Origin of the sequence: Gilliamella sp. BG3, from assembly GCF_046635605.1 — a bacterium.
Classification (GTDB): Bacteria; Pseudomonadota; Gammaproteobacteria; order Enterobacterales; family Orbaceae; genus Gilliamella; species Gilliamella bombi.
Genome location: NZ_JBIDFE010000007.1, coordinates 98,111 through 122,213 on the forward strand (window position 1 = coordinate 98,111; position 24,103 = coordinate 122,213).

Annotated in this window: 23 protein-coding genes and 1 pseudogene; 19 read left to right on the forward strand and 5 right to left on the reverse strand. The window is 34.6% G+C overall.

The window, feature by feature from the left end:
* Positions 1-37: 37 nt before the first annotated feature.
* The gene (locus ACGH6S_RS05015) at positions 38-1,096 is read right to left on the reverse strand and encodes a methionine ABC transporter ATP-binding protein (RefSeq protein WP_411578389.1); all 1,059 of its coding nucleotides are present in this window, start codon (positions 1,094-1,096) and stop codon (positions 38-40) included.
* 269 nt (positions 1,097-1,365) lie between these two features.
* Here ACGH6S_RS05015 and ACGH6S_RS05020 point away from each other — a divergent pair, with 269 nt between their 5' ends.
* Positions 1,366-2,214 (forward strand): MetQ/NlpA family ABC transporter substrate-binding protein, encoded by an 849-nt coding sequence (locus tag ACGH6S_RS05020; RefSeq protein WP_296302523.1) that lies wholly within the window; start codon positions 1,366-1,368, stop codon positions 2,212-2,214.
* Between the two features lie 49 nt (positions 2,215-2,263).
* Here ACGH6S_RS05020 and ACGH6S_RS05025 read toward each other — a convergent pair whose 3' ends face one another.
* Both ACGH6S_RS05025 and pepN read right to left on the reverse strand, forming a co-directional pair.
* The gene (locus ACGH6S_RS05025; protein WP_034911495.1) at positions 2,264-2,593 is read right to left on the reverse strand and encodes a rhodanese-like domain-containing protein; all 330 of its coding nucleotides are present in this window, start codon (positions 2,591-2,593) and stop codon (positions 2,264-2,266) included.
* Positions 2,594-2,722: 129 nt separating this feature from the next.
* Positions 2,723-5,356: an aminopeptidase N gene (pepN, locus tag ACGH6S_RS05030; RefSeq protein ID WP_411578390.1), complete on the reverse strand. Its 2,634-nt coding sequence runs from the start codon at positions 5,354-5,356 to the stop codon at positions 2,723-2,725.
* A 158-nt stretch (positions 5,357-5,514) separates the two neighbouring features.
* On the opposite strand from pepN, the gene pncB reads away from it, so the two are divergent.
* The 6 genes from pncB to ACGH6S_RS05060 all read left to right on the forward strand — a co-directional run bounded on the left by pncB (position 5,515) and on the right by ACGH6S_RS05060 (position 11,969).
* Positions 5,515-6,708: a nicotinate phosphoribosyltransferase gene (gene pncB, locus ACGH6S_RS05035; RefSeq protein ID WP_174798653.1), complete on the forward strand. Its 1,194-nt coding sequence runs from the start codon at positions 5,515-5,517 to the stop codon at positions 6,706-6,708.
* 161 nt (positions 6,709-6,869) lie between these two features.
* Positions 6,870-8,273: an asparagine--tRNA ligase gene (gene asnS / locus ACGH6S_RS05040; protein ID WP_065589445.1), complete on the forward strand. Its 1,404-nt coding sequence runs from the start codon at positions 6,870-6,872 to the stop codon at positions 8,271-8,273.
* 284 nt (positions 8,274-8,557) lie between these two features.
* Positions 8,558-9,721, forward strand: a complete 1,164-nt coding sequence (locus ACGH6S_RS05045; protein ID WP_411578391.1) for a porin — start codon at positions 8,558-8,560, stop codon at positions 9,719-9,721.
* 300 nt (positions 9,722-10,021) lie between these two features.
* Positions 10,022-11,164: a porin gene (locus ACGH6S_RS05050; protein ID WP_411578392.1), complete on the forward strand. Its 1,143-nt coding sequence runs from the start codon at positions 10,022-10,024 to the stop codon at positions 11,162-11,164.
* Between the two features lie 133 nt (positions 11,165-11,297).
* Positions 11,298-11,756: a methylglyoxal synthase gene (locus tag ACGH6S_RS05055; protein WP_174798706.1), complete on the forward strand. Its 459-nt coding sequence runs from the start codon at positions 11,298-11,300 to the stop codon at positions 11,754-11,756.
* Positions 11,757-11,969: a hypothetical protein gene (locus ACGH6S_RS05060; protein ID WP_174798650.1), complete on the forward strand. Its 213-nt coding sequence runs from the start codon at positions 11,757-11,759 to the stop codon at positions 11,967-11,969.
* 85 nt (positions 11,970-12,054) lie between these two features.
* Here the strand turns inward: ACGH6S_RS05060 and ACGH6S_RS05065 are convergent, their stop codons facing one another.
* Positions 12,055-12,834, reverse strand: coding sequence for a class II glutamine amidotransferase (locus ACGH6S_RS05065; RefSeq protein ID WP_174798649.1), 780 nt, complete (start codon positions 12,832-12,834; stop codon positions 12,055-12,057).
* 1 nt (position 12,835) lies between these two features.
* On the reverse strand, positions 12,836-13,414 hold the full coding sequence (gene lpcA, locus ACGH6S_RS05070; RefSeq protein ID WP_411578393.1) for a D-sedoheptulose 7-phosphate isomerase: 579 nt from the start codon (positions 13,412-13,414) through the stop codon (positions 12,836-12,838).
* 398 nt (positions 13,415-13,812) lie between these two features.
* On the opposite strand from lpcA, the gene ribE reads away from it, so the two are divergent.
* The 12 genes and pseudogenes from ribE to ACGH6S_RS05130 all read left to right on the forward strand — a co-directional run.
* Positions 13,813-14,283: a 6,7-dimethyl-8-ribityllumazine synthase gene (gene ribE, locus ACGH6S_RS05075; protein ID WP_034911536.1), complete on the forward strand. Its 471-nt coding sequence runs from the start codon at positions 13,813-13,815 to the stop codon at positions 14,281-14,283.
* Between the two features lie 4 nt (positions 14,284-14,287).
* Positions 14,288-14,707: a transcription antitermination factor NusB gene (gene nusB, locus ACGH6S_RS05080; protein ID WP_411578394.1), complete on the forward strand. Its 420-nt coding sequence runs from the start codon at positions 14,288-14,290 to the stop codon at positions 14,705-14,707.
* Between the two features lie 21 nt (positions 14,708-14,728).
* Positions 14,729-15,784 (forward strand): TrmH family RNA methyltransferase, encoded by a 1,056-nt coding sequence (locus ACGH6S_RS05085; protein WP_411578395.1) that lies wholly within the window; start codon positions 14,729-14,731, stop codon positions 15,782-15,784.
* Positions 15,785-15,935: 151 nt separating this feature from the next.
* Positions 15,936-16,871 carry a multifunctional transcriptional regulator/nicotinamide-nucleotide adenylyltransferase/ribosylnicotinamide kinase NadR gene (nadR, locus tag ACGH6S_RS05090; RefSeq protein WP_411578396.1) on the forward strand — a complete coding sequence of 312 codons (936 nt, stop codon included), beginning with the start codon at positions 15,936-15,938 and terminating at the stop codon, positions 16,869-16,871.
* A gap of 62 nt (positions 16,872-16,933) precedes the next feature.
* Positions 16,934-17,710 (forward strand): bifunctional demethylmenaquinone methyltransferase/2-methoxy-6-polyprenyl-1,4-benzoquinol methylase UbiE, encoded by a 777-nt coding sequence (ubiE, locus tag ACGH6S_RS05095; protein ID WP_034911549.1) that lies wholly within the window; start codon positions 16,934-16,936, stop codon positions 17,708-17,710.
* 14 nt (positions 17,711-17,724) lie between these two features.
* The gene (ubiB, locus tag ACGH6S_RS05100; RefSeq protein WP_174798645.1) at positions 17,725-19,266 is read left to right on the forward strand and encodes a ubiquinone biosynthesis regulatory protein kinase UbiB; all 1,542 of its coding nucleotides are present in this window, start codon (positions 17,725-17,727) and stop codon (positions 19,264-19,266) included.
* A gap of 86 nt (positions 19,267-19,352) precedes the next feature.
* Positions 19,353-19,586, forward strand: a complete 234-nt coding sequence (gene tatA, locus ACGH6S_RS05105; RefSeq protein WP_051634208.1) for a twin-arginine translocase TatA/TatE family subunit — start codon at positions 19,353-19,355, stop codon at positions 19,584-19,586.
* 3 nt (positions 19,587-19,589) lie between these two features.
* Positions 19,590-19,877 (forward strand): annotated as a pseudogene (tatB, locus tag ACGH6S_RS05110) (Sec-independent protein translocase protein TatB); the annotation flags it as partial.
* A 50-nt stretch (positions 19,878-19,927) separates the two neighbouring features.
* Complete coding sequence (gene tatC / locus ACGH6S_RS05115) at positions 19,928-20,698, forward strand: twin-arginine translocase subunit TatC (RefSeq protein ID WP_174798644.1); 771 nt, start codon at positions 19,928-19,930, stop codon at positions 20,696-20,698.
* A 46-nt stretch (positions 20,699-20,744) separates the two neighbouring features.
* A complete protein-coding gene (gene hldE / locus ACGH6S_RS05120) occupies positions 20,745-22,169 on the forward strand; it encodes a bifunctional D-glycero-beta-D-manno-heptose-7-phosphate kinase/D-glycero-beta-D-manno-heptose 1-phosphate adenylyltransferase HldE (RefSeq protein WP_411578397.1) in 1,425 nt (474 codons plus the stop codon).
* Positions 22,170-22,401: 232 nt separating this feature from the next.
* On the forward strand, positions 22,402-23,757 hold the full coding sequence (gorA, locus tag ACGH6S_RS05125; protein ID WP_411578398.1) for a glutathione-disulfide reductase: 1,356 nt from the start codon (positions 22,402-22,404) through the stop codon (positions 23,755-23,757).
* 159 nt (positions 23,758-23,916) lie between these two features.
* On the forward strand, positions 23,917-24,103 hold a 187-nt coding region (locus tag ACGH6S_RS05130; protein WP_411579487.1), incomplete at its 3' end, for a transposase.

Here is a 24,103-nt window from a genome sequence, read left to right on the forward strand (position 1 = left end):
TGTTGCAAAGCAAGAGGCCAAATAGTCAATTATAGTATTAAATATTTCCATTTTTACTCATCTCCCAATGTTTAATTTCAGTGACTTGCACACCGCGCTCACGTAAGTAATGTACTGATTCTTTGATATTACTATCGTTACCTTTTAGTTGAACAAACATACTACCTAAAACCGTTTTTTCGATTTCTGACATATGGGCAAACAAAATATTGACGATAACTTTTTGTTGCAGTATAAGTGAATTTATCACGGGTTCTGACGCAGATCTTCCTAAGAATTCGAGCTTAAATAATTTAATATTGTCTTTTTTACCTTCTATTTCTAACAAATTTTCCACAACACCATTTGGAATTTGATCGTTGATCACTGAGCTAACAAAATTTTGAGTAGTTTGGTGTTTTGGTTGTCCAAATACGTCAAGTACGTTACCTTGTTCTATAATCTTGCCTTTTTCCATTACTGCAACTTTATGGCAAATTTGTTCAATTACATGCATTTCGTGAGTGATTAACACGACTGTTATTTTATATTCTTCATTGATTTTTTTGATTAAATCTAAAATAGCTTGAGTGGTTTGTGGATCAAGTGCTGAAGTTGCTTCATCACATAGTAAAATATCAGGATCGTTGGCTAATGCTCGGGCGATACCAATGCGCTGTTTTTGCCCACCAGAAAGCTCTTTGGGATAGCTGTTAGCTTTATCACTTAATCCAACAAATTCCAAAAGTTCATAGACTTTTTGTTTAATCGAATGTTTACCTTTTTTGATTAAAATTAAAGGAATAGCAATATTTTCAAATACGGTTTTTGATTCAAGTAAATTAAAATGCTGAAAAATCATACCAATTTTTTGACGGGTTTGACGTAATTCATTACTAGATAATTGATTTAATAGTTTATTTCGAATAATGACATTGCCTTGTGTTGGTTTTTCAAGAAAGTTAATTAAGCGCACTAAGGTACTTTTACCTGCGCCGCTGTAACCAATAATGCCGTAAATATCACCTTTACTGATGGTTAAATTAATATCGTTTAAAGCTTGTGTTGTGACGCCATTTCTTTCATATTGTTTTGAGACATGTTCAAATTTAATCATTGTTCATCACCTATTTATTTTGTTCTAGTTGAATAAGTGCTTGCCTAGGCAATTTGGCTGAATCATTTATTGCAGGTGTTTATATGGCATATTCAACGATTGACAATAATTGATATATCTAACGGTATCACAGGTTAAATTGTTGCTCTAATAATCGTTTTTTATATCTTATTCCATATAGTTATAAGATAGAATTACTTGGAATAAATGAATGCTTTTTTCTGTGTTAGAGTGTATTTAATGCTTATAGCTTATAGAGGATAGCTGAAATGAAAAATGCGTTTATCAAACAAAAAATATTTAAATACATATCAGTCGTTTTAGTTGCTAGTTTAGCGTTTTTGACTATTGGTTGTGATAATTCGTCTAAACCAGTCGATAATCAGACAAAAAAAGAAATTAGCATGGGCGTATCACCAGGTCCATATAACGATCTTTTTAATGATGCTGTTAAACCCATACTTGAATCAGAGGGTTATAAGGTTAAATTAGTGAATTTTCCGCATTTACTTGAATCAGATGTAGCTTTAAGTGAAGGTAGTATTGATTTAACCGTTGCACAGCACACAGCTTATATGAATGTGTTTAATGCCCAGCGTAAAGCAAATTTAAAATCGGTTGTGCATGTACCATCGGTACCTGCGGCAATATTTTCAAATAAGTTCACCTCATTAACGCAAGTTTTTTCAGGAGCAAAAGTTGCTATTCCACAAGATGCTTCTAATGCAGCTCGTTCATATAATCTACTAGAAAAAGCTGGTTGGATAAAATTAAAAAATAATACAAATCCTATTATTGTTAGTAAAAATGATATTGCTCAAAATATTGCAGGTATTGAAATTATTGAAATGGATTCGGCCAATATTCCTAGAGTGCTTAATGAATTAGATTTTGCGGTAATTCCAGGTAGCATTGTTTATTCTGCTAATATTGACTCGAACAAAGCATTACTTTCTGAAACCATCATTCCTGATTTGGAAATTATGGTTGTAGTGAATGAAGGAGACGAAAATAGTCGATGGGCTCAAGATGTGAAGCGTATTTATCAATCTCAACAATTTAAAGATTATATGAAAACGCATAACCAAAATGGTTATTGGGTGATGCCTCAAGAATAAGCATAGCAAGGTAAAGTAATGAAGAAAAGCCCGTTTGATAACGGGCATTTTAGTATCGTGCCATCTGTTTATCAATTGTTAGCGCCCAAGCATCAATCCCTCCTGTAAGATTATAGAGAAAGTTAGGATCAAAACCGTTTTCTGCTAAATAATGAGCAACAGTTAGGCTACGTCTGCCGTGATGACAATAAATAACAATATCGATTTCATCTGGGATTTTATCTAGATATAAAGGGATCATATTCATTGGAATATGAGTTGCGTTGCCAATACTGCAAATGGCTATTTCATTGGGTTCTCGTACATCGAGTAGAAATAGATTATCTTGCTGATTTAATTTTTGTGCAAGTTCTATGGGAGTGATTTCTTTTATTGTCATTATTTAAAACTTATTAGAGTGCTTGTAAAAAAGTTTCAGGAAACTATACGTTTTAGTATAAAATTTCAACTTCAATTTTAAATTTATTAATAGCATCCTACAACGATATTGCAGAATGCTATTTCCTATTTAGGCTTCTAGTGCCTTGTTAATTTTTTCAAATAAATCTTTAGATAAATTTTCAATTTTTAGCAATGCCTCAAGTGCTTTTTGCATCTGCTGTTGACGATTTTTGTCATAACGTTTTAATCGAATTAGAGGATCGATAAGCCTTGCTGCAACTTGCGGATTTTTTTGGTTTAACTCAGTGAGAATTTCAACTAAAAATTGATAACCACTGCCATCTTCAGCGTGAAATGCCACAGGGTTATTATTTACAAATGCTCCAATTAATGCACGAATCCGATTTGGGTTACTGAGTGTAAATGAGCGGTGAGTTAATAATTTTTTCACGGTAACAAGAACATTCTTTTCTGGGCTTGTTGCGTTTAGTGCTAACCATTTGTCCATAACAAGTCCATCTTGATGCCATTTGTCATCAAAGTTAGCCAATAACTCAGTTCGACAATCAAGTTCAGCTTTTACAGCAACACTCAAGGCGGCTAAACAATCAGTCATATTATTTGCTTGATAATATTGTTGGTTAACCAATGTATTGGCGTGCGAATTATCATCGGCATGAGCTAATAAAGTTAAACAACAGTTTTTAAGTGACCGCTTAGCAATGTCATTATGTTTAATTTGATATTGTGATGTTTTATTGTGGTGATAAATGGCTAATAATTCATCATAAAGTTCGTTTGCAAAATGCGTTAACAAAAATAGACGCACTTGATGAATTGCGATTGGATCAACCACAGTAAATAAATTCGCCAACTCGTTTTCAGATGGCAAGGTTAAGATTTGTGCAATAAGGAAAGGGTCAGTTTTTTCTGATAACAATACGGCTCTAAATGCATCTAATACTGAATCAGGCAACATTAAATTTTGATTTTCTTGATAATTTTTCACATTCAAGCGAACATATTTTGCTAATAACATTTGAGCTGCATCGTAACGGCTAAATGCGTTAGTAGCGTGTTGCATTAAGAAAATAAGATCATTATCTTGATAATCATAAGTTAACTTAACAGGTGCTGAAAAATCACGTAATACTGAAATAATCGGTTTTTGAGTTACGTTATCAAAGATAAATTGTTGTTTGTTTTGTATTAAATTTAAAACATGGTGAACAGATTTGCCTTGGTATTGCAGTGGAATTATTTCACCATTATGTTGATATAACTCGATATCAAGTGGGATATGCAAAGCTTGTTTTTGTGCTTGATCTTGAGTAGCTGGCGTATATTGTTCTACTGTTAAAGTATATTGTTGATTTTTCTCGTTATAATTATCGGTAACGGTTAATTCAGGTGTTCCTGATTGGCTATACCATAATTTAAATTGAGTTAAATCAATACCTGAGGCATCTTGCATGGCTGCAACAAAATCATCACAAGTTGCGGCACTACCATCATGGCGTTTAAAATAAAGTTTCATCCCTGCTTGGAATTTATCTTCTCCTAATAAAGTATGCATCATTCGAATAACTTCAGCGCCTTTTTCGTACACGGTGACTGTGTAAAAGTTATTCATTTCTATTACTTGTTCAGGCCGAATAGGGTGAGACATTGGGCTAGCATCTTCGGCAAATTGAACGGTGCGCAAAAGTTTGACATCCTCAATGCGTTTTACTGAACGAGATCCCATATCAGCGCTAAATTCCTGATCTCGAAATACAGTTAATCCTTCTTTTAAACTAAGTTGGAACCAGTCGCGACAGGTTACCCGATTACCAGTCCAGTTGTGAAAATATTCATGACCAATTACACCTTCAATACCTAAATAGTCATCATCTGTTGCTGTTTGTGGCTTGGCAAGCACATATTTTGAATTAAAGATATTTAATCCTTTGTTTTCCATTGCTCCCATATTGAAAAAATCAACCGCTACAATCATAAAGATATCTAAGTCGTATTCAAGCCCAAAGCGTGTTTCGTCCCAACGCATGGCATTTTTTAAGCTTGTCATAGCCCACTGCGAACGATCTAAATTACCTTTATCAACGTAAATTTCTAAATCAACTTTCCGTTTTGATTGCGTGATAAACTGATCTTTTAAAATATCAAAATCACCAGCAACTAATGCAAATAAGTAAGCCGGTTTTGGAAAAGGATCTTGCCATTGTACCCAATGACGTCCATCAGCAAGCTCGCCTTGCGCTATGCGATTACCGTTCGAAAGTAGATAAGGATAATGTTGTTTATTCGCGGTAATACGTGTTGAAAAGCGAGCAAGAACGTCAGGTCTGTCAAGATAATAGGTAATATGGCGGAATCCTTCTGCTTCACATTGAGTACAGAGCGCTTCGCCTGATACATATAATCCTTCAAGTGCTGTATTGTCAATTGGTTTAATTTCGTTAACAATCGTTAATGTAAATTCTGCTGGAACACGCTGAATGATTAAGCCAGCTTTTGTGAGCTGATAATCATGCCATGGTTGTTCGTCAATATTAACAGAAATCAATTTAAGATCTTCACCATCTAAAATTAAATTGTCCACTTCATTATTTTTCTTAATAACACGGCTACGAGCTGTGACGGTTGTTATTTCGGGAGCTAAATCAAAATCAAGATCAATGTCGGTAATGGTAAAATCGGGTGATTTATAATCAAGACGATTTTTGGCAATAGGCTGCGATTCAGGTGTTTTTATATTCATGTTGTTATGACCTTTTGGTTTGAAATCAATTTATATTTTATACTGATCGATATTATAGTCGATTAAAAACAATCTTATTACATAATTAATCTATATCTTCATTATTATTCTGCTATAATCTTTGAAATTTTTATTTAAAGCAATAGCATTAAATTTACATGTTACCAGCAATAATTACATCAATATTAGATACTGATGCTTATAAGTTGCATATGCAGCAAGCTGTATTTCATTACTACCCTGAGGTAACTGTTGTTGCGCAGTTTCGTTGTCGTAGTGATGATTTATTGGGACAATATGTTGATGAAATAATACATCAAGTGAAATTAATGGAATCATTAGCGCTGTCTGATGATGAATTTAACTATTTATCAAATATTTCCTTTTTTAAATCTGACTATTTAAATTGGCTTAAAAAATGGCGTTTCAATAGTGATTTGCTCACTATAAAAAATGAAGATGGAGTGCTTTCTATTACAATTGAAGGTAAATGGCTAGATGTTATTCTATGGGAAGTGCCATTACTTGCCGTTATCAGTGAAATTGTTCATAAAGATCGTTCACCTAATATTGGAGTTTCTGAGGCACTAGCTCGGCTAAAAGATAAATTGGCGGTGTTTAATGAAAAAACAGCTAATATGGATATGTCGGGCTTTAATTTAATGGATTTTGGTACGCGTAGGCGTTATTCGTTTGCGGTGCAAGAGGCAGTTGTCAGTTATTTGAAAACACACTTTCATAACTTTCATAGTACTAGCAATTATTTACTGGCTTATCGTTTAGGGCTTACTCCTGTTGGAACCCAAGCACACGAGTGGTTTCAAGCTCATCAACGTTTAAGTGCTAATCTTCAAGATTGCCAAAGAAATGCTCTTCAAGTTTGGTTAGATGAATATCCTCATGACTTAGGAATAGCATTAACAGATTGTATTACAATGGATGCATTTTTACGTGATTTTGATTTGCATTTTGCTTCCCATTATCAAGGGCTTCGTCATGATTCAGGTGATTCAATTCAATGGGGTGAAAAAGCAATTGCTCATTATCAGCAATTGGGCATAGATCCACAAACTAAACTTTTGGTTTTTTCTGATAGCTTAAATTTTGATAAGGCGATTAAAATCTATCAACATTTTAATCATCGCGTAAAATTATCTTTTGGCGTCGGTGGTTTTTTAGCTTGTGATATTCCATCTAAAGAGGTCAATACCAAAGCATTGAACATTGTGCTTAAATTAACGGAATGTAATAATCAATCTGTGGCTAAACTATCAGATAGTCCAGGTAAAACGATATCTCAGGATTTAGATTTTATTGATGAATTAAAACGAACTTTTAGTGTTAAACAATGATAATAATTCATGTTTAACTTATTATTAATATTAGAAACTAAAAATTAGTAATAAGAAACAAGTTATTCAAGAATTCCATTTCGTTATGGGATAGTCTTTAGAATATATCTGTATTACTTTAAATATTACTTAAACAAATTAATGTAGAGATGGATAATTAAATGACTTCAGTTGCACCTATTGTTGATGTGTTACAAGGCAAAATTGCTGTTGGTAGCACTATTTCAGTTCAAGGTTGGGTAAGAACTCGCCGTGATTCTAAAGCAGGTATTTCATTTTTAGCTGTTTACGATGGTTCCTGCTTTGATCCTATTCAAGCTGTTATTGAAAATAATTTACCTAATTATGAACAAGAAATCTTGCGTCTAACAGCTGGTTGTTCCGTTAAAGTCACTGGTAAAGTAGTGGAGTCACCAGGTCAAGGTCAAAAATATGAATTACAAGCAACGCAAGTTGAAGTGTATGGCTTTGTTGACGATCCCGAAACTTACCCAATGGCAGCAAAGCGCCATTCAATTGAATATCTTCGTGAAGTGGCTCACTTGCGTGCAAGAACCAATATTGTTGGTGCGATAACGCGTGTACGCCATACGCTTGCGCAAGCAATTCATCAGTTTTTTAATGATCGTGGCTTTTATTGGCTATCAACTCCTATTATTACCGCATCAGATACTGAAGGGGCGGGCGAAATGTTCCGCGTTTCAACACTTGATATGCTAAATCTGCCTAAATCTGATAATGGTAAAGTTGATTTTGATAAAGATTTCTTTGGTAAAGAAGCTTTTTTAACCGTTTCTGGACAATTAAACGCTGAAACTTATGCTTGTGCACTTTCTAAAGTTTATACTTTTGGTCCAACATTTAGAGCAGAGAACTCAAATACTACTCGCCATTTAGCTGAGTTTTGGATGATGGAGCCTGAAGTAGCATTTGCTGATCTAGATGATAACGCTAAGCTTGCTGAGGATATGTTGAAATATGTGTTTAAAGAAGTGCTAGAAAAACGTGCTGATGATATGCAATTTTTTGCTCAGCATGTCGATAAAGAAGCAATCAATCGTCTTGAAAACTTTATTAATGCTGATTTTGCTCAAGTGGATTACACTGATGCTATCACTATATTACAAAATTGTGATGCTAAATTTGAAAACCCAGTCAGCTGGGGAATTGATTTAGCTTCAGAACATGAACGTTATTTAGCTGAACAACATTTTAAAGCACCAGTGGTAGTAAAAAACTATCCGAAAGATATTAAAGCGTTTTATATGCGTATGAATGATGACGGTAAAACGGTAGCGGCAATGGATGTTTTAGCGCCAGGAATTGGTGAAATCATTGGTGGATCTCAGCGTGAGGAGCGTTTAGATATGTTGGATAAGCGCATGGAAGAATTGGGACTCAAAAAAGAAGATTATTGGTGGTATCGTGATTTACGTCGATACGGTACTGTGCCGCATTCTGGTTTTGGTCTTGGTTTTGAACGTTTAATTGTTTATGTAACAGGTGTTCAAAATGTGCGCGATGTTATCCCATTCCCAAGAACGCCGCGTAATGCAAACTTTTAAGTTGATTAAAATCCCTAACAAGAATTTATTGAGAGTTACAGTAGGTAGATATTAATCTGTTTTAGTTTAAAAAACAATCAAACAGGCTTAAATTTAGACTTAGACACTACATTTAATGAAAAGTTCGCTTGATTTTAAAAAAAATTTATACATAATTTACACTACTGTAAAAAGTAGAAAAATAATAGATAAAAATATTATTTTTTGGATGAATAATTATTGTACGAAAATTGACACTAAACTTATGGAAGTGTCTTTTTAAAAAATAACCATGAGGGTAAAAAATGAAACGTAATCTATTAGCAATAGCTATCCCTGCGCTTTTAGCAGCAGCTGGTGCAAATGCATCTATCGAAGTTTGGAACAAAGATGGTAATAAAGTTGACTTTTACGGCCGAGTAAAAGCAGCTAACAACATCACTGACCGTGCTCAAAAAGGCGAAGGTGACGATACTTCAGCTCGTTTAGGTATGTCAGGCCAAACTCAAATCACTGATAGCGTAACTGGCTATGGTCGTTGGGAATACGAAGCTAAAGCGGGTAAAAATTCTGATAATGAAGTACGTTATGCATTTGCTGGCTTAAATTTTGGTGATTTAGGTTCATTTGACTATGGTCGTAACGACGGTGTGTTAAAAGCAATTACTGCTTATACTGACGTATTACCACAATTTGGTGGTGATGCATCAAACAACGATTGGAACGTTCTTTCATCTCGTACTAAAGCTGTTGCGACTTATCGTAACAATAACTTCTTTGGTTTAACTGACGATTTAAGCTTTGCATTACAATATGCAGATAATGGTGATAATTCTAATCAAAGTAGAATATTTGGTAAACAAGACTCTATCAGAGGCGGATCTCGTGAAGCTTATGGTGCAAACATTCAATGGAACATCTTTGACACTGGTTTAACTGCTGGTGCGGGTTATGCACAAACTTCAAATAGTGATAGACGTCAAAGTACTTGGGCAACTGGTCTTAAATATGATAACTATAATTTATATTTAGGCGCTAACTATTTCCAAACTAAATTTAAAGATGTAGTAGAATATAGTTGGAATGACGGTTATGAAAGAAATGCTGATGGAAAAATTAGAGGTTTTGAATTAGTGGCTCAATATGGTATTGATTTAGAAGTGGGTCGTATTACTCCATCTTTAGCTTATGTACAACATAAAGTTAAGGCTGATTCGCTCAATTTCGTCAGAAATAATACTCGTTATATTGGTCGTGGATTTACCTCACCTGTGGCTAAGTATGTATCTTTAGGTGCAACTTATGATCTAAACAAAAACTTCAGTGCAATTGTTGAATATAAATTCAATCTTCTTGATCGTAAAGATCTTGGTGCTGCGTTGAATACTGAAAATGGTGAGCGTTATAAAAAAGCTACTAAACCAGGTACCAAAGATGTGTTAGGTGTTGGTTTAATTTACCAATTCTAATCGCTTAATATCTTATAAAAAGGCACTTAGGTGCCTTTTTTTTCATCTTTTAAATTCATTCCCACCTAAAAAAACATTTTATGCCTAAAAAAATTTATAATAAATATTAAAATATTCGAAAATTCGCAGAATAAATCTAAATTCCATTGTTAAATAGGCAATGTGGCATTAGAGCCATGTTTATTAGGCAAAATGGCTATCACAGTAATAATATAATTGCTAATTGTTAGCAGTTATTTGTTAAACCAGAGCAAAGCAATTTGCATCTTTAATAATATAAAATACCTTTGAGGGTAAAAAATGAAACGTAATCTATTAGCAATCGCTATTCCTGCACTTTTAATTGCAGGTACAGCAAACGCTTCTATTGAAGTGTGGAATAAAGACGGTAATAAAGTTGACTTTTATGGTCGTGTTTACGCATTAAACTATATTACTGATCGCAATAACCAAACAGGTGAAGGTGACAAGACCACTGCACGTTTAGGTATGTCAGGTCAAACACAAGTGACCGACAGCGTAACTGGCTATGGTCGTTGGGAATATGAAGCAAAAACAGGTAAAAATGCTGATAATGAAACTCGTTATGCATTTGCTGGTTTAAACTTTGGTGATTTTGGTTCATTCGACTATGGTCGCAATGATGGTGTATTAAAAACATTAACATCTTACACTGACGTTTTACCAGAATTTGGTGGTGATGCTTCTGATAATGATCTTTATGCATTAACAGCTCGTACTAAAGCCGTTGCAACCTACCGTAATTCAGATTTCTTTGGCTTAGTGAATGGTTTACGTTTTGCCGTTCAATATGCGGATAACGGAGATAACAGCTCAACACGTCATTTCGGTAATTATACTCTTAATGATAAACGCAATAGTGCTGAAGCATGGGGTTCAGTTGTTGATTGGGATGTGCTTGATACTGGTTTATCTGTTGGTGCTGGTTATGCACAAACTGGTGGTCATAAAGATGCTAAAGCATGGTCAGCTGGTATTAAATATGACAACGACAACTTTTATTTAGCTGCGTTATATATTCAAGGTAAACAAAAATATGGCTGGGATAATGCCTCAACTACTCGTAGCGCTAATGATTTAAAAACCAAAGGCTATGAATTAGTTGCTCAATATGGTATTGACTTTGAAGTAGGACGTTTAACGCCATCTGTTGCTTATATCCAACATAAAGTTAAAGACGCATCTAGTTATTCAAGTGATGCAGGGCTTAAAGGTAATGATTTAGCTAAATATGTTGATGTTGGTTTAACTTATGACTTTAACAAAAACCTACAAGCTATTATCGATTATAAAATTAACTTGTTAGATAAAGATGATATCGGTGCACGCCGTGCTTTATATGAAGATGGTTCATTTACTAAATCACAAATCAAGGGCACAACAAAAGACACAGTAGCACTTGGTTTAATTTACCAATTCTAATTGATTGTATCTTTGTTTTTAAAAGGCACTTCGGTGCCTTTTTTATTATCTATTATCAATTAAATAAACCTTGCGCTTTGATTAATACTCTGTTAAAAATTAAAAAAATATAATAATGAATTAGGATACAATGATGCTATATACCACACGTAAATTACTAGCTAAAAAAAATATTGCTTTAGTTGCTCACGATCATCTGAAAGATTCTTTATTAAATTGGTGTAAAAAAAATCGTGAAGAGCTTTCTCGTCATAATTTATGTGGCACGGGCACTACTGGAACATTAATAAAGCAAGAAACAGGATTAAATATCATGCCAATGTTAAGTGGTCCGATGGGGGGAGATCAGCAGATAGGTGCATTAATTGCAGAAGGTAAAATTGATATCTTAATCTTTTTTTGGGATCCACTTAATGCTGTACCTCACGATCCAGATGTGAAAGCGTTGTTACGATTATCTACTGTTTGGAATATTCCAGTTGCCACTAATCAATCCACAGCTAATGCATTAATTCAGTCCTCTATTTTTACGCAAGAAGTTGATATTGAAATTCCTGATTATCAAAACTATTTAACTCAAAGAGTTAAATAAATGCCAATACCATCTCAAATTCGTAAAACAGGTCGGCAAATACTTTTACTTGATAATCTGTTTATTGTCTTGGGTTTTTATGTTGTGTTTCTGCTTGTTTCAACCCACTTTGTTAGCCAAGTTTGTTGGAGTGCACTTTTTGTTGGTTTTGCGTTAGGATTTCGGCAATTTGTTCACAAGGTTTTGATATATTATTGGCAATGGTATTGCTGATTGCTCTAGCTAAAAACCTATAATATTATGGATAACTTTAAGTTATCTGCATTATCAATTTAAAAATGAGTCACCAAGCACCCTATTAAAATGCGGAAGATTGGCTAATTTTGCCATCTTTAAATAAAATCGCTTCGCCAGTATTAAGTTTTTGCCATATCTCATTTGAAGTTAATGGTAAGGTTGAAATGATAGTAACAATATCATTGGGTGTTGTATGTTTTTGAAAATCAATTTCTACATCTTCGTCCAATAATTTTGCTTTGCCAAATGGTGCTTTGCGGGTTATCCAATGCAAATTTGTTGTGCAATAGGCAAACACATATTGCCCATCAGAAAGTAGCATATTGAATATGCCTAGTTGGCTTAATTGGTTGGCACATTGCTTAATAAAATTAAATAGCTCAAGATCATCGACAGGTTTTTGTGAATATTTTTGCTGTAATTGATTAATTAAATAGCAAAAAGCGTATTCACTATCGGTTTCTCCAATAGGTTGAAAAAGCCCTGTATCTAAATTTTGGAAATTGGTTAATTGTCCATTGTGGGCAAAAGTCCAATTTTTACCCCAGAGTTCGCGGGTGAATGGGTGGGTATTTTCTAGTGCGACACCGCCTCGATTTGCTTGTCGAATATGAGCAATCACAGCTTTAGATTTGATGGGATATTCTTTCACCATTTTAGCAATAGGCGAATAGCTACAAGGCTCAGGATCTTTAAATGTTCGGCAACCTTTTCCTTCGTAGAAAGTAATTCCCCAACCATCTTTGTGAGGACCTTTGTCCCCACCTCGTTTAATTAAACTAGTAAAACTAAAGCAGATATCGGTTGGCACATTAGCACTCATACCCAATAATTCACACATATTATTTTGCCATCTCTTTTTCAATTAACAGAATAAGAATATGAATAACTTTGATGTGGATTTCTTGCACACGATCGGCATAACCAAAATGTGGAACACGAATATCAACATCGGCAAGTCCATTCATCTTACCACCATCTTTACCAGTTAACGTAATAATTTTCATCCCTTTTTGTTTTGCTGCTTCAATAACCTTAAGCACGTTAGCTGAATTTCCTGAAGTTGAGATACCTAAAAGCACATCACCTTTTTGACCTACACCTTCAACATAACGTGAAAAAATAGAATCAAATCCAAAATCATTACCTACACACGAAATGTGGCTTACATCTGATATGGCAATCGCAGGATAAGCAGGGCGATTATCACGATAGCGACCAGTTAATTCTTCAGCAAAATGCATAGCATCACAATGAGAGCCACCATTACCACATGATAAAACTTTACCACCATGTTTAAACGAATCAGCAATTAAAATAGCAGCTTTTTGGATTTGTTGGAGATTTTTATCGTCTGAAACAAAATTAGTTAATACGTCAATAGCTTGGTTTAATTCATCACGAATATTGTCAATATACACTGGGATTTCTCCATCAATAATAAATAAATATATAGACTATTGTAATTTGTTCAAAATAGCTTGCAAGTGATAAAATAAAATTCCTTATTTGGACAAAAGATTTTAGAAAGTATACTGTTAAGTGTAAAAATAAGGATTGAAATAAAAATAAATTAAAATTATTTCTAATCATAATGGTTGAAATAACAACAATATTTAAATTAATTTTAAATTTAACAAATAATATATTTGCAAATAGTTAAATTCTTTGCATTTATTTTAAATAATATATTGGGTAGAACTTGGTCGTAACGCTATTTGCCGATAGGATAAGTCTATAATTCGTGATACAATTTACTAAGTAATTTTCACGCAAAACAGAGTGAAATGGCATAAAATAGAATTAATAAGGAATTTATATGCAAACGATTGAAGGTAAAGTTGCTGCACCAAAAGCTAAAGTTGCAATTGTAGTGGCGCGTTTTAATCATTTTATTAATGATAGCCTAGTAAATGGTGCAATTGATGCATTGACACGTATTGGACAAGTTGATGATAAAAATATCACTGTTATTTGGGTTCCTGGTGCTTATGAAATTCCTCTTGCCGTTAAAGTTGCCGCACAGTCAAAAAAATATGATGCCGTTGTGGCGTTAGGTACCGTAATTCGTGGTAGTACAGCGCATTTTGATTTTGTTGCTGGTGAATCAAGCTCTGGATTATTAAGTACAAGTTTAGATAACACTATTCCAGTAGGATTTGGTATTTTAACCACCGAAAGTATAGAACAAGCAATTGAACGTGCAGGCACTAAGGCAGGCAATAAAGGGGCTGAAGCTGCATTAACTGCGCTGGAAATGCTAAATATTATTAAAGCAATTAAGGAGTAATTTTGTGGCATTAGTTAATCCTCGTCGTCGAGCAAGAGAATGTGCGGTACAAGCCATTTACTCTTGGCAAGTTTCCAGAAACGATCTTGCTGATGTTGAGACAAGTTTTATTGCAGAACAAGATATGAAAGGCGTCGATTCTAAGTATTTTCGTGAATTATTAAATGGTGTAGCAAAAAATACTGCCGAATTAGATGATAAAATGACGCCTTATCTCACTGAACGATCTGTTGGTGAATTAGGACAAATTGAATTAGCGATACTTAGAATCGCACTGTATGAATTAATGAAACGTCAAGATGTGCCCTATAAAGTGGTAATTAATGAAGCCATTGATTTAACAAAAACCTTCGGTGCTGCTGACAGCCATAAATTTGTTAATGGCGTATTAGATAAAATAGCCCCAACCATCCGTACGCGATAACCGATTAATTGTGAGATTGATATGAACGACAATACCGAAAAAAATAAACCATCTATTTTTTACGCCAAAAATAGTGAATCTAAAAAACATTCTCGCTCTGCTATTGAAAAGCCCTCTCGATGGAAAGAGAAGCGTAAAGATGATTCATTTCAGTTGAAATCTAAACGAGATCGTCATGATCGTATTGAAACATTCAAACCTCGAAATGATAAATCTGAGTTTGCAAAAAAGCGGTTTAATGTTGAACTTAATCAATCTCAATCATCTATCGATAATGATTCACCATGGCAAAAAAAGGTTCGTGCTAATGATCAAGTACCGACCTTTGGTTATGATGGCTATCGCCAACGTAAAGAAGAAACTTTAGTTTATAGTGAAAATAGCTGTAAAGCAGTTTTCAAACATCGACGCACAGCTATTGTTAAACTATTTATTACCCAAGAGGTGACTTACCAGTTTAAAGATCTAATAGACTGGTTAGTCAAACAACGGTTAGGTTATGATGTTATCTCTAGTGAGCAAATTAGTAAAATAACTCAAACTCAGCACCATGGCGGTGTCTGCCTAATTGTAAAAAAACGTGTTCCACTTACCTTATTGGATTATTTAGAAAACAATAGTAATAAAGATCATGATTGTATTTTAGCTATTGACGATGTTCATAATCCCCATAATTTAGGTGGCTTAATTCGTAGTGCTGCTTTTTATGGTGTTAATGGCGTTATATTACGTCAAACAAATTTACTCGATAGTGGCGCTGCCATGCGTGTGGCAGAAGGTGGTATTGAGGCTGTTGAATCAATTAAAAGTGATGATTTTGTTGCTTCACTTGATATGCTTAAACAGCGTGGTTACCAAGTTGTTGCGTTATTACCGTGTCAGGCAAAATCCATTGCATCAACTCAATTGCATAAAATCAAGTTTGATAAAAAAGTTGCGTTAGTTATATTTCAACAAATTAATATAAAACTTATTAATTGTGCTAATGTTGTTGTCCATTTAAAGGGAAATGATAACATGCCTGCGTTAAATATTTCGGTTGCAACGGGTATTTTATTATCTAATTTACAAAAATAATAAAGTATTATTTTATCTTTATTATCAACTATTTGTATGGTAAAAGTTATTTTACTAATTGGTAAAATATATCAAATAGCATGATTTGATTAGAAATTGCTTTTTTTTTCTGTAAATTGTTATTAGTTATTGTGTGTTATTGGTAATGGTTATGGCTTTAAAGCATAAAGTTGGTTTAATTTTTGGGAAGTTTTATCCTTTACATTGTGGTCATATTTATTTGATTGAAAAAGCAATGAGCCAAGTTGATGTGTTACATATCATATTGGGCTGTGAGGAATCACGTGATAAGCAGCTATTTGATAAAAGCCGCTTACCCAAACAACCACAAGTTAGCGACCGCTTTTCATGGTTAAAAGAGACGTTTAAAGATCGCCACAATATTCATATCCATGTACTTGATGAAGCTGGTATTGAATTTTATCCCAATGGATGGCAAGATTGGAGTTGTCGCATTAAGCAAATTCTTTACGAACATAAAATTAAGCCTAACGTAGTATTTACTAGTGAACCGCAAGATGTCAAAAATCATGAACTCTATTTTGGCTGTCCGGTAATCATTGTTGATGCCAATCGAGATTTTATAAGCATCAGCGCAACCCAAATCCGTGAAAATCCTTATAAAAACTGGTCTTATATCGCACAAGCAGCAAAACCTTTTTTTGTTAAAAAAGTAGCTATTGTTGGTCAAAATAGATTTCGTGATTTACCTATTCAATTTGCTAATATTTATAATACTCAATATGTACCTAACGGTTATATTAATTATATTGAGCGAGAAATCTTAACTCAGCATAACAAACGCTATTTGAGTGAATCTGATTTTATGAAAATTGCGATGTTACATGTAGAACGGATTTCAAAAGCTGTTGAAAGCGCCAATAAGGTTGTTTTTACCTCAATTGATTTTGAAACACTAGCACAGTACTACAATCAATTATTTCAAAAAGATAATGAAATTTTAAAAGCTTTTAAAGACAGTTATCATTTTGATTTAGTCATTCATGAAAAAGATTTAAATCCAAAATCCTCACGGCTGGAACATTTTGAAACAATCACAAAAGAGGTTGAAGCATTATTGATTTAGTTCATCACATTTATTGTGGCTTATGTTAAAATAAGTCAATTATTTGTGATAGGTAAATTTTTATGTCTCAATCTTCTGACAAACAAGACGATACAAATCAAGAAAAAATTGATTTTGGTTACAAACAAGTTCCCAAACAAGAAAAAGTAAAACGTGTTGCTGAAGTATTTCATTCTGTTGCTGATAAATATGATGTTATGAATGATCTAATGTCATTTGGCATACATCGTATTTGGAAAAAAATTACCATTGAATATAGTAGCGTGCGTAAAGGTCAAAAAGTTTTAGATTTGGCAGGAGGCACTGGTGATTTAACGGCAAAATTCTCGCAACTTGTTGGTGATGATGGATTGGTTGTGTTAGCTGATATTAACGAATCGATGTTAAAAGTGGGACGAGATAAGCTACGTGACAAAGGCTTATTTAAAAACATTGAATATGTACAAGCTAATGCCGAGGAATTACCTTTTGCAGATAACTATTTCGATTGTATTACTATTTCATTTGGATTACGTAATGTCACCGACAAAGAAAAAGCATTACGATCCATGTGGCGAGTATTAAAACCTGGCGGGCGTTTATTAATTCTTGAATTCTCTAAACCGCAATATCAAATTCTGAATAAAGCGTATGATCTATACTCATTTACCATGTTACCATTGATGGGGAAAATAGTGGCAAATGATTCTGAAAGTTACCGTTATTTAGCTGAATCTATCCGTATGCATCCTGATCAAAATACATTGAAAAAAATGATGGAAGATGCAGGATTTGTCGATGTGAAATATCACAATATGACTGGTGGTATAGTTGCGTTACATACTGGCTTTAAATTTTGATGCGATGAATAATAATGACATTTTTTAGACTGTTTAAAATATTAACTGTATTCCGAGCTTATCAATTAAATGAATTGTTGCCAAAACATCGTTCATCAAAATGGTTGCGTACTTTATTATTTTGTATGTTTTGGGTTAGAGCTAAAGCAAAACATCAAGAAATCGGTGAACGTTTACAACTAGCGTTACAAGAACTAGGTCCAGTTTGGGTGAAAATTGGACAAATGATCTCAACTCGACGAGATATTTTACCAAAACACATAGCCGATGCTTTGGCAAAATTACAAGACCAAGTTAACCCTTTTGACGGTAAAATTGCCAAACAAATAATTGAGTCAGCTTTAGAGCAGCCAATTGATTATTATTTTGCAGATTTTGACGAAAAACCAATAGCATCAGCATCAATAGCACAAGTTCATAAGGCGATATTAAAACGTAGTCAAGCCGAAGTAGTTATCAAAGTATTGCGTCCTAACATTTTACACGTTATCCAAGCCGATATTAGTTTGATGTATTGGGTGGCTAAACAATTAACTAAGCGGATTGAATCAGGCGAAAAATTACGAGCGGTTGAAATAGTGCATGATTATGAAATGACACTATTAAAAGAGTTAGATTTACAAAAAGAAGCTTACAACACGGCTAGATTACGCGATAATTTTATCAATAGCGACATTTTATATATCCCTTATGTTTACCAAGATTTATGTCGAAAAAATGTGATGGTTGAAGAGCGCATTAAAGGGATCCCCATTGCAGATATCGATCAGTTAAAGCAAAATAATGTTGATATGAAATTACTTGCAGAACGAGGAGTACAAGCTTTTTTTACCCAAGTGTTTCGTGATAACTTTTTTCATGCTGACATGCATCCAGGCAACATTTTTGTTGATATTACAGAACCACAAAATCCACGTTATATTGGTATTGATTGTGCGATTGTTGGTATATTAAGTGCTGATGATCAACGCTATCTTGCAGAAAATTTCTTAGCATTTTTCAATCGAGATTATCGAAAAATAGCCGAAACCTATATTGCATCAGGCTGGGTACCAGCAACAACAGATGTTATTGCACTTGAAATGGCAATGCGCAATGTATGTGAGCCCGCATTTTCAAAACCACTTTCTGAAATCTCATTTTCACAGATTTTACTGCAATTATTTCAAGTTGCACGCCAATTTGACATGGATATCCAACCCCAACTAACCTTACTTGAAAAAACGCTATTTTATATTGAAGGACTTGGTCGTCAGCTTTATCCAGAACTTGATTTGTGGCAAACAGCAAAGCCGTTTTTAGAAAAGTGGTATCGAGATAAATATAGTGCTAAAAAGATACTACAACAAGCTTGGGAATCGTTGCCTCAGTGGCGGGTCATGTTGCCACAGTTACCAGAAAAATTAAATGATTATGAACGAATTTCCAAACAAATGAATGTTCAATTACAGCAAATCAATCAAGAACTTCAGCGTAGTAAAAAGCGTGAACGAAATTTATATACAGCGATTGCACTATTTTGTGCATTATGTATTATTATACTAATTGTGCATTAAGAATTGAGCACAAAACTAGTTATTTGGGAAAATTGTAGTTTGTGTGTATAATTTAGGTATTAACCTTACTGGAGATAATTATCATGATGCCAAGCTTGCCTCAACTCCTCATATTAGTTGCTGTTGTTGTTTTGTTATTTGGAACAAAAAAATTACGAACATTAGGGTCCGATCTTGGCGCATCAATTAAAGGCTTTAAAAAAGCGATGAATGATGATGACGGCCACGACCAAAAAGAGCAAGACAATTTACAAAAAGTCGAGAATATTGACTCATCAGATACTAACAATACAGATACTAACAATAGCAAAAAAGAGTAACCCGTGTTCGACATCAGCTTTGGTCAGTTACTATTGGTATTAATTATTGGTCTAGTGGTTTTAGGGCCAGAAAGATTACCTATTGCCATAAAAACAGTTGCAGGATGGATAAAAGTACTCCGCCGAATGTCTGCTACTGTACAGTTAGAATTAAATAAAGAACTTAAACTGCAAGAGTTACAAGACAGTCTAAAAAAGGCTGAACAAAGTGGTTTAACAACACTTACGCCAGAGATTCAAGAATCAATTGATGATTTAAAGCGCGTAACAGAATCATTACAAAACGAGATCGACTCTGCAACGCTGATCGATTCTCACTCTCACTCAGATAAAAATAAATCATGACCGACGACGCTACACAACCATTAATTGGACATCTTGTTGAACTTAGAACACGGCTTCTACGCTCTATTATCTGTATTTTGCTAGTATTAGCTTGCTTACTCTATTTTTCCAATGATATTTATCATATCGTGGCAAATCCACTTATCAGCCAATTACCTCAAGGTAGTAGCATGATAGCAACAGATATTGCAGCGCCATTTTTTACTCCAATTAAGCTAACTGCTGTGGTGGCAATATTTATCTCAATTCCTTACATACTGTATCAAGTTTGGGGATTTATCGCACCAGCACTATATCAACATGAAAAACGTCTAGTAATGCCGTTAATTGTATCAAGCACAATTCTCTTTTATCTTGGTATCGCATTTGCTTACTTTGTGGTGTTTCCACTAGCATTTTACTTTTTTATTCACACTGCACCTATTGATGTAGCTATCAATACAGATATTACAAAATACCTTGATTTTGTAATGACACTCTTTATTGTTTTTGGGTTTGCTTTCGAAGTGCCCGTTGCCATTATACTACTTTGTTGGACAGGGATAACTACGCCTAAAAGTCTACGAAAAAAGCGCCCTTATATAATTGTTGGAGTGTTTGCCGTTGCAATGTTTGTTACACCTCCCGATGTATTTTCACAAATATTACTAGCTGTACCTATCTGTTTACTGTTTGAAATCGGCACTTTTTTTGCCCGTTTTTATCAACCACGAAAAAATGACAAAACAGAAGATAACGACAATTATGAATCTGATAAAGATAGTTAACAGATAAAAGATGAATTAACTGAATAATTAAGGATAACAAGTCATAATGAAGACCTCATTACCTGATTTTAATTGTGCCAATGTATTAGTTGTAGGCGATATTATGTTAGATCGCTATTGGTATGGAGGAACTAATCGGATATCCCCCGAAGCGCCAGTACCTGTAGTTAAAATTGACTCTTTAGAAGAGCGACCAGGTGGTGCGGCTAATGTTGCTATGAATATTACATCGCTTTGTGGTAACGCGAGACTAATCGGATTAACAGGTATTGATGAACCAGCCAAAATTCTTGATGAACAGCTAAGTAAACACAAAGTTCAATGTGATTTTGTCTCTGTTTCAACACACCCAACCATAACTAAACTACGAGTCCTATCACGTAATCAACAATTGATCCGTATTGATTTTGAAGAAGGATTTGGCAATATTGATGCAACTCCTATTCTTGAGCGTATTCAAACAGCATTGGCGACGCATAAAGTATTGGTTTTGTCGGACTATGCTAAAGGAGCATTATCAGCAGTTCAAGCAATAATTAAGCTTGCTAATCAAGCAAATGTACCAATTCTAGTTGATCCTAAAGGGACTGATTTTAAACGTTACCGCGGTGCAACAATCTTAACCCCTAATATGTCAGAGTTTGAGGCGGTAGTTGGTCATTGTCAAAGTGAAGATGAAATCATAGAAAAAGGCCACCAACTGATTAAACAGTACCAACTAAAAGCGCTATTGGTTACACGAAGCGAAAAAGGCATGACATTGCTTCAATTAGATAAACCAACTTATCATCTACCGACTCAAGCTAAAGAAGTATTTGATGTAACAGGTGCTGGCGATACTGTAATTGCCACATTAGCTGCAGCTTTAGCCGCAGGGCAATCTTTAGAGGAAAGCTGTTTCTTAGCCAATGCGGCAGCGGGTGTTGTTGTTGGTAAACTTGGCACTTCAACAGTATCACAAGTAGAGTTAAGTAATGCCATTCGAGCACGTGCCGATGACGGATTTGGTGTAATGACAGAAGAAGAACTTAAAGAAGAAGTTCAAAAAGCACGGATGCGTGGTGAAAAAATTGTCATGACCAATGGTTGCTTTGATATTTTACACGCAGGACATGTTTCTTACCTTGCTAATGCGCGTAAACTTGGTGATCGTCTAATAGTTGCTGTGAACAGCGATGCCTCGGTTAAGCAGTTAAAAGGTGAATCAAGACCAATAAACCCACTTATGCAACGAATGATTGTATTAGGTGCACTTGATTCAGTTGATTGGGTCGTGCCATTTGAGGAAGAAACACCACAGCGATTAATAGCCACTATTTTACCCGATGTATTAGTCAAAGGTGGTGATTATAAACCTGAAGATATCGCTGGCGGTAAAGAAGTTATTGCTGCTGGTGGAACTGTTAAAGTGCTCAATTTTGAAGATGGATGTTCAACAACCAACATTATTAATGCAATAAAAAAAAGCTAAGCTAAATAATCACAAATAAAATTGGCTACTTGGAAATAAGTAGCCAATTGGCTTTTCAGCTCTTAATAACCTTAGTTAATTCTTGTTTAAGATACAAATCAGTAAAAAAAATTAATACACTTTAATCAATCGTTAATAACTATTGTTAAATTTCAAAATTAATACTTTTTTTATTGTGATCTTTATGCAAAGCTAATAAGCAAATAACGAAAAAGAGTATTAAGGATATTTTATGACCAAACATTATGATTACATTGCCATTGGTGGTGGTAGTGGAGGGATAGCATCAATTAATCGAGCTGCGTCCTATGGAAAAAAATGTGCCATTATTGAAGCCAAATTATTAGGTGGAACCTGTGTTAATGTTGGTTGTGTACCCAAAAAAGTAATGTGGTATGGTGCTCAAATTGCAGAAGCTATAAAACATTATGGTCCCGATTACGGTTTTGATACCACTATTAATCAATTCAATTGGGATAAATTAATTGCTAGTCGAACTGCTTATATTGATCGCATTCATCAGTCTTATGATCGGGTACTTACTAATAACAAAGTTGACGTCATTCATGGCTATGCAAAATTTGTTGACTCTCACACCATTGAGGTAAATGGCGAACACTATAGTGCTGATCATATTCTAATTGCTGTTGGCGGAAAACCAAGCATTCCCAATATTCCAGGTGCGCAATATGGCATTACTTCAGATGGCTTTTTTGCTCTAAAAGCCTTGCCAAAACGTGTGGCAGTTGTTGGCGCAGGTTATATTGCTTGCGAAATAGCAAGCGTATTACACGCTTTGGGCGCACAAACACATCAATTTGTTCGCAATGCTACACCATTACGATCTTTTGATCCGCTTATTGTTGAAACCTTAATGGAAGTTATTGCTACTGAAGGACAACAATTACATACTTTTGCGGTTCCAAAATCGGTAATTAAAAATAGTGATAATTCACTAACATTAAACCTCGAAAATGGCGAAAGTTACACAGTTGATTGTTTAATTTGGGCGATTGGACGTGATCCAGCAACAAATGACATGAATTTACAGGCGGCAGGAATTGCGGTTGATAATAAAGGTTTTGTTATCGTCGACAAATACCAAAACACCAATGTCCCGGGCATCTATTCTGTCGGTGATGATATTACAGGCGCTATAGCGCTAACACCTGTTGCAGTTGCCGCAGGGCGCCGCTTATCAGAAAGGTTATTTAACAATAAACCTGATGAACATTTAGATTACAGTAATATTCCGACCGTCGTATTTACTCATCCTGCAATTGGTACAGTAGGATTGACTGAACCGGAAGCAATACAGCAGTATGGTGAAGAAAACGTAAAAGTGTATAAATCAACATTTACAGCAATGTACGCCGCAGTAACACAGCATCGACAACCTTGTCGAATGAAATTAGTATGCGTGGGGAAAGATGAAAAAATTGTTGGTATTCATGGTATTGGTTACGGAATGGACGAAATGTTACAAGGCTTTGCAGTAGCGCTTAAAATGGGAGCAACTAAAAAAGACTTTGATAATACGGTGGCTATTCACCCAACTGCTGCCGAAGAGTTTGTTACCATGCGTTAAAAACGATCGATAGTAGTAATAAAAAAGCAGGCTATTAGTCCTGCTTTTTTGTTAATATTTTTATATATTAGGGCGTGTTGATCTTTCGTTATTATTTTTTAGACGGCATGATGTGAGTTATAATAATTCTGCAAAAAAACAACCATAACTCGATTTATCATGCCAAGAACAATGCTAACAGATAAACGGTGGGAAGAGCTACTACAAATAATGAAAAATACCGGCCGAGTTTATAATAAATCCGAGCATCGGATGACGTTTGAGGGGATCCTTTTCCGAATGAGAACCGGTATTCCTTGGCGAGATTTGCCAGAAGAGTTTGGTGAATGGAGCACCGTCTATAGAC

Bases quoted from the DNA above. Each gene is read 5' to 3' on its own strand.
- ACGH6S_RS05050 (WP_411578392.1), top strand. From the start codon at position 10,022: ATGAAACGTAATCTATTAGCAATCGCTATTCCTGCACTTTTAATTGCA.
- ACGH6S_RS05055 (WP_174798706.1), top strand. From the start codon at position 11,298: ATGCTATATACCACACGTAAATTACTAGCTAAAAAAAATATTGCTTTA.
- ACGH6S_RS05015 (WP_411578389.1), bottom strand. From the start codon at position 1,096: ATGATTAAATTTGAACATGTCTCAAAACAATATGAAAGAAATGGCGTC.
- gorA (WP_411578398.1), top strand. From the start codon at position 22,402: ATGACCAAACATTATGATTACATTGCCATTGGTGGTGGTAGTGGAGGG.
- ribE (WP_034911536.1), top strand. From the start codon at position 13,813: ATGCAAACGATTGAAGGTAAAGTTGCTGCACCAAAAGCTAAAGTTGCA.
- ACGH6S_RS05065 (WP_174798649.1), bottom strand. From the start codon at position 12,834: ATGTGTGAATTATTGGGTATGAGTGCTAATGTGCCAACCGATATCTGC.
- ACGH6S_RS05085 (WP_411578395.1), top strand. From the start codon at position 14,729: ATGAACGACAATACCGAAAAAAATAAACCATCTATTTTTTACGCCAAA.
- ubiE (WP_034911549.1), top strand. From the start codon at position 16,934: ATGTCTCAATCTTCTGACAAACAAGACGATACAAATCAAGAAAAAATT.
- tatC (WP_174798644.1), top strand. From the start codon at position 19,928: ATGACCGACGACGCTACACAACCATTAATTGGACATCTTGTTGAACTT.
- ubiB (WP_174798645.1), top strand. From the start codon at position 17,725: ATGACATTTTTTAGACTGTTTAAAATATTAACTGTATTCCGAGCTTAT.
- asnS (WP_065589445.1), top strand. From the start codon at position 6,870: ATGACTTCAGTTGCACCTATTGTTGATGTGTTACAAGGCAAAATTGCT.
- ACGH6S_RS05060 (WP_174798650.1), top strand. From the start codon at position 11,757: ATGCCAATACCATCTCAAATTCGTAAAACAGGTCGGCAAATACTTTTA.
- ACGH6S_RS05045 (WP_411578391.1), top strand. From the start codon at position 8,558: ATGAAACGTAATCTATTAGCAATAGCTATCCCTGCGCTTTTAGCAGCA.
- hldE (WP_411578397.1), top strand. From the start codon at position 20,745: ATGAAGACCTCATTACCTGATTTTAATTGTGCCAATGTATTAGTTGTA.
- pepN (WP_411578390.1), bottom strand. From the start codon at position 5,356: ATGAATATAAAAACACCTGAATCGCAGCCTATTGCCAAAAATCGTCTT.
- ACGH6S_RS05025 (WP_034911495.1), bottom strand. From the start codon at position 2,593: ATGACAATAAAAGAAATCACTCCCATAGAACTTGCACAAAAATTAAAT.
- nadR (WP_411578396.1), top strand. From the start codon at position 15,936: ATGGCTTTAAAGCATAAAGTTGGTTTAATTTTTGGGAAGTTTTATCCT.
- ACGH6S_RS05020 (WP_296302523.1), top strand. From the start codon at position 1,366: ATGAAAAATGCGTTTATCAAACAAAAAATATTTAAATACATATCAGTC.
- tatA (WP_051634208.1), top strand. From the start codon at position 19,353: ATGCCAAGCTTGCCTCAACTCCTCATATTAGTTGCTGTTGTTGTTTTG.
- pncB (WP_174798653.1), top strand. From the start codon at position 5,515: ATGTTACCAGCAATAATTACATCAATATTAGATACTGATGCTTATAAG.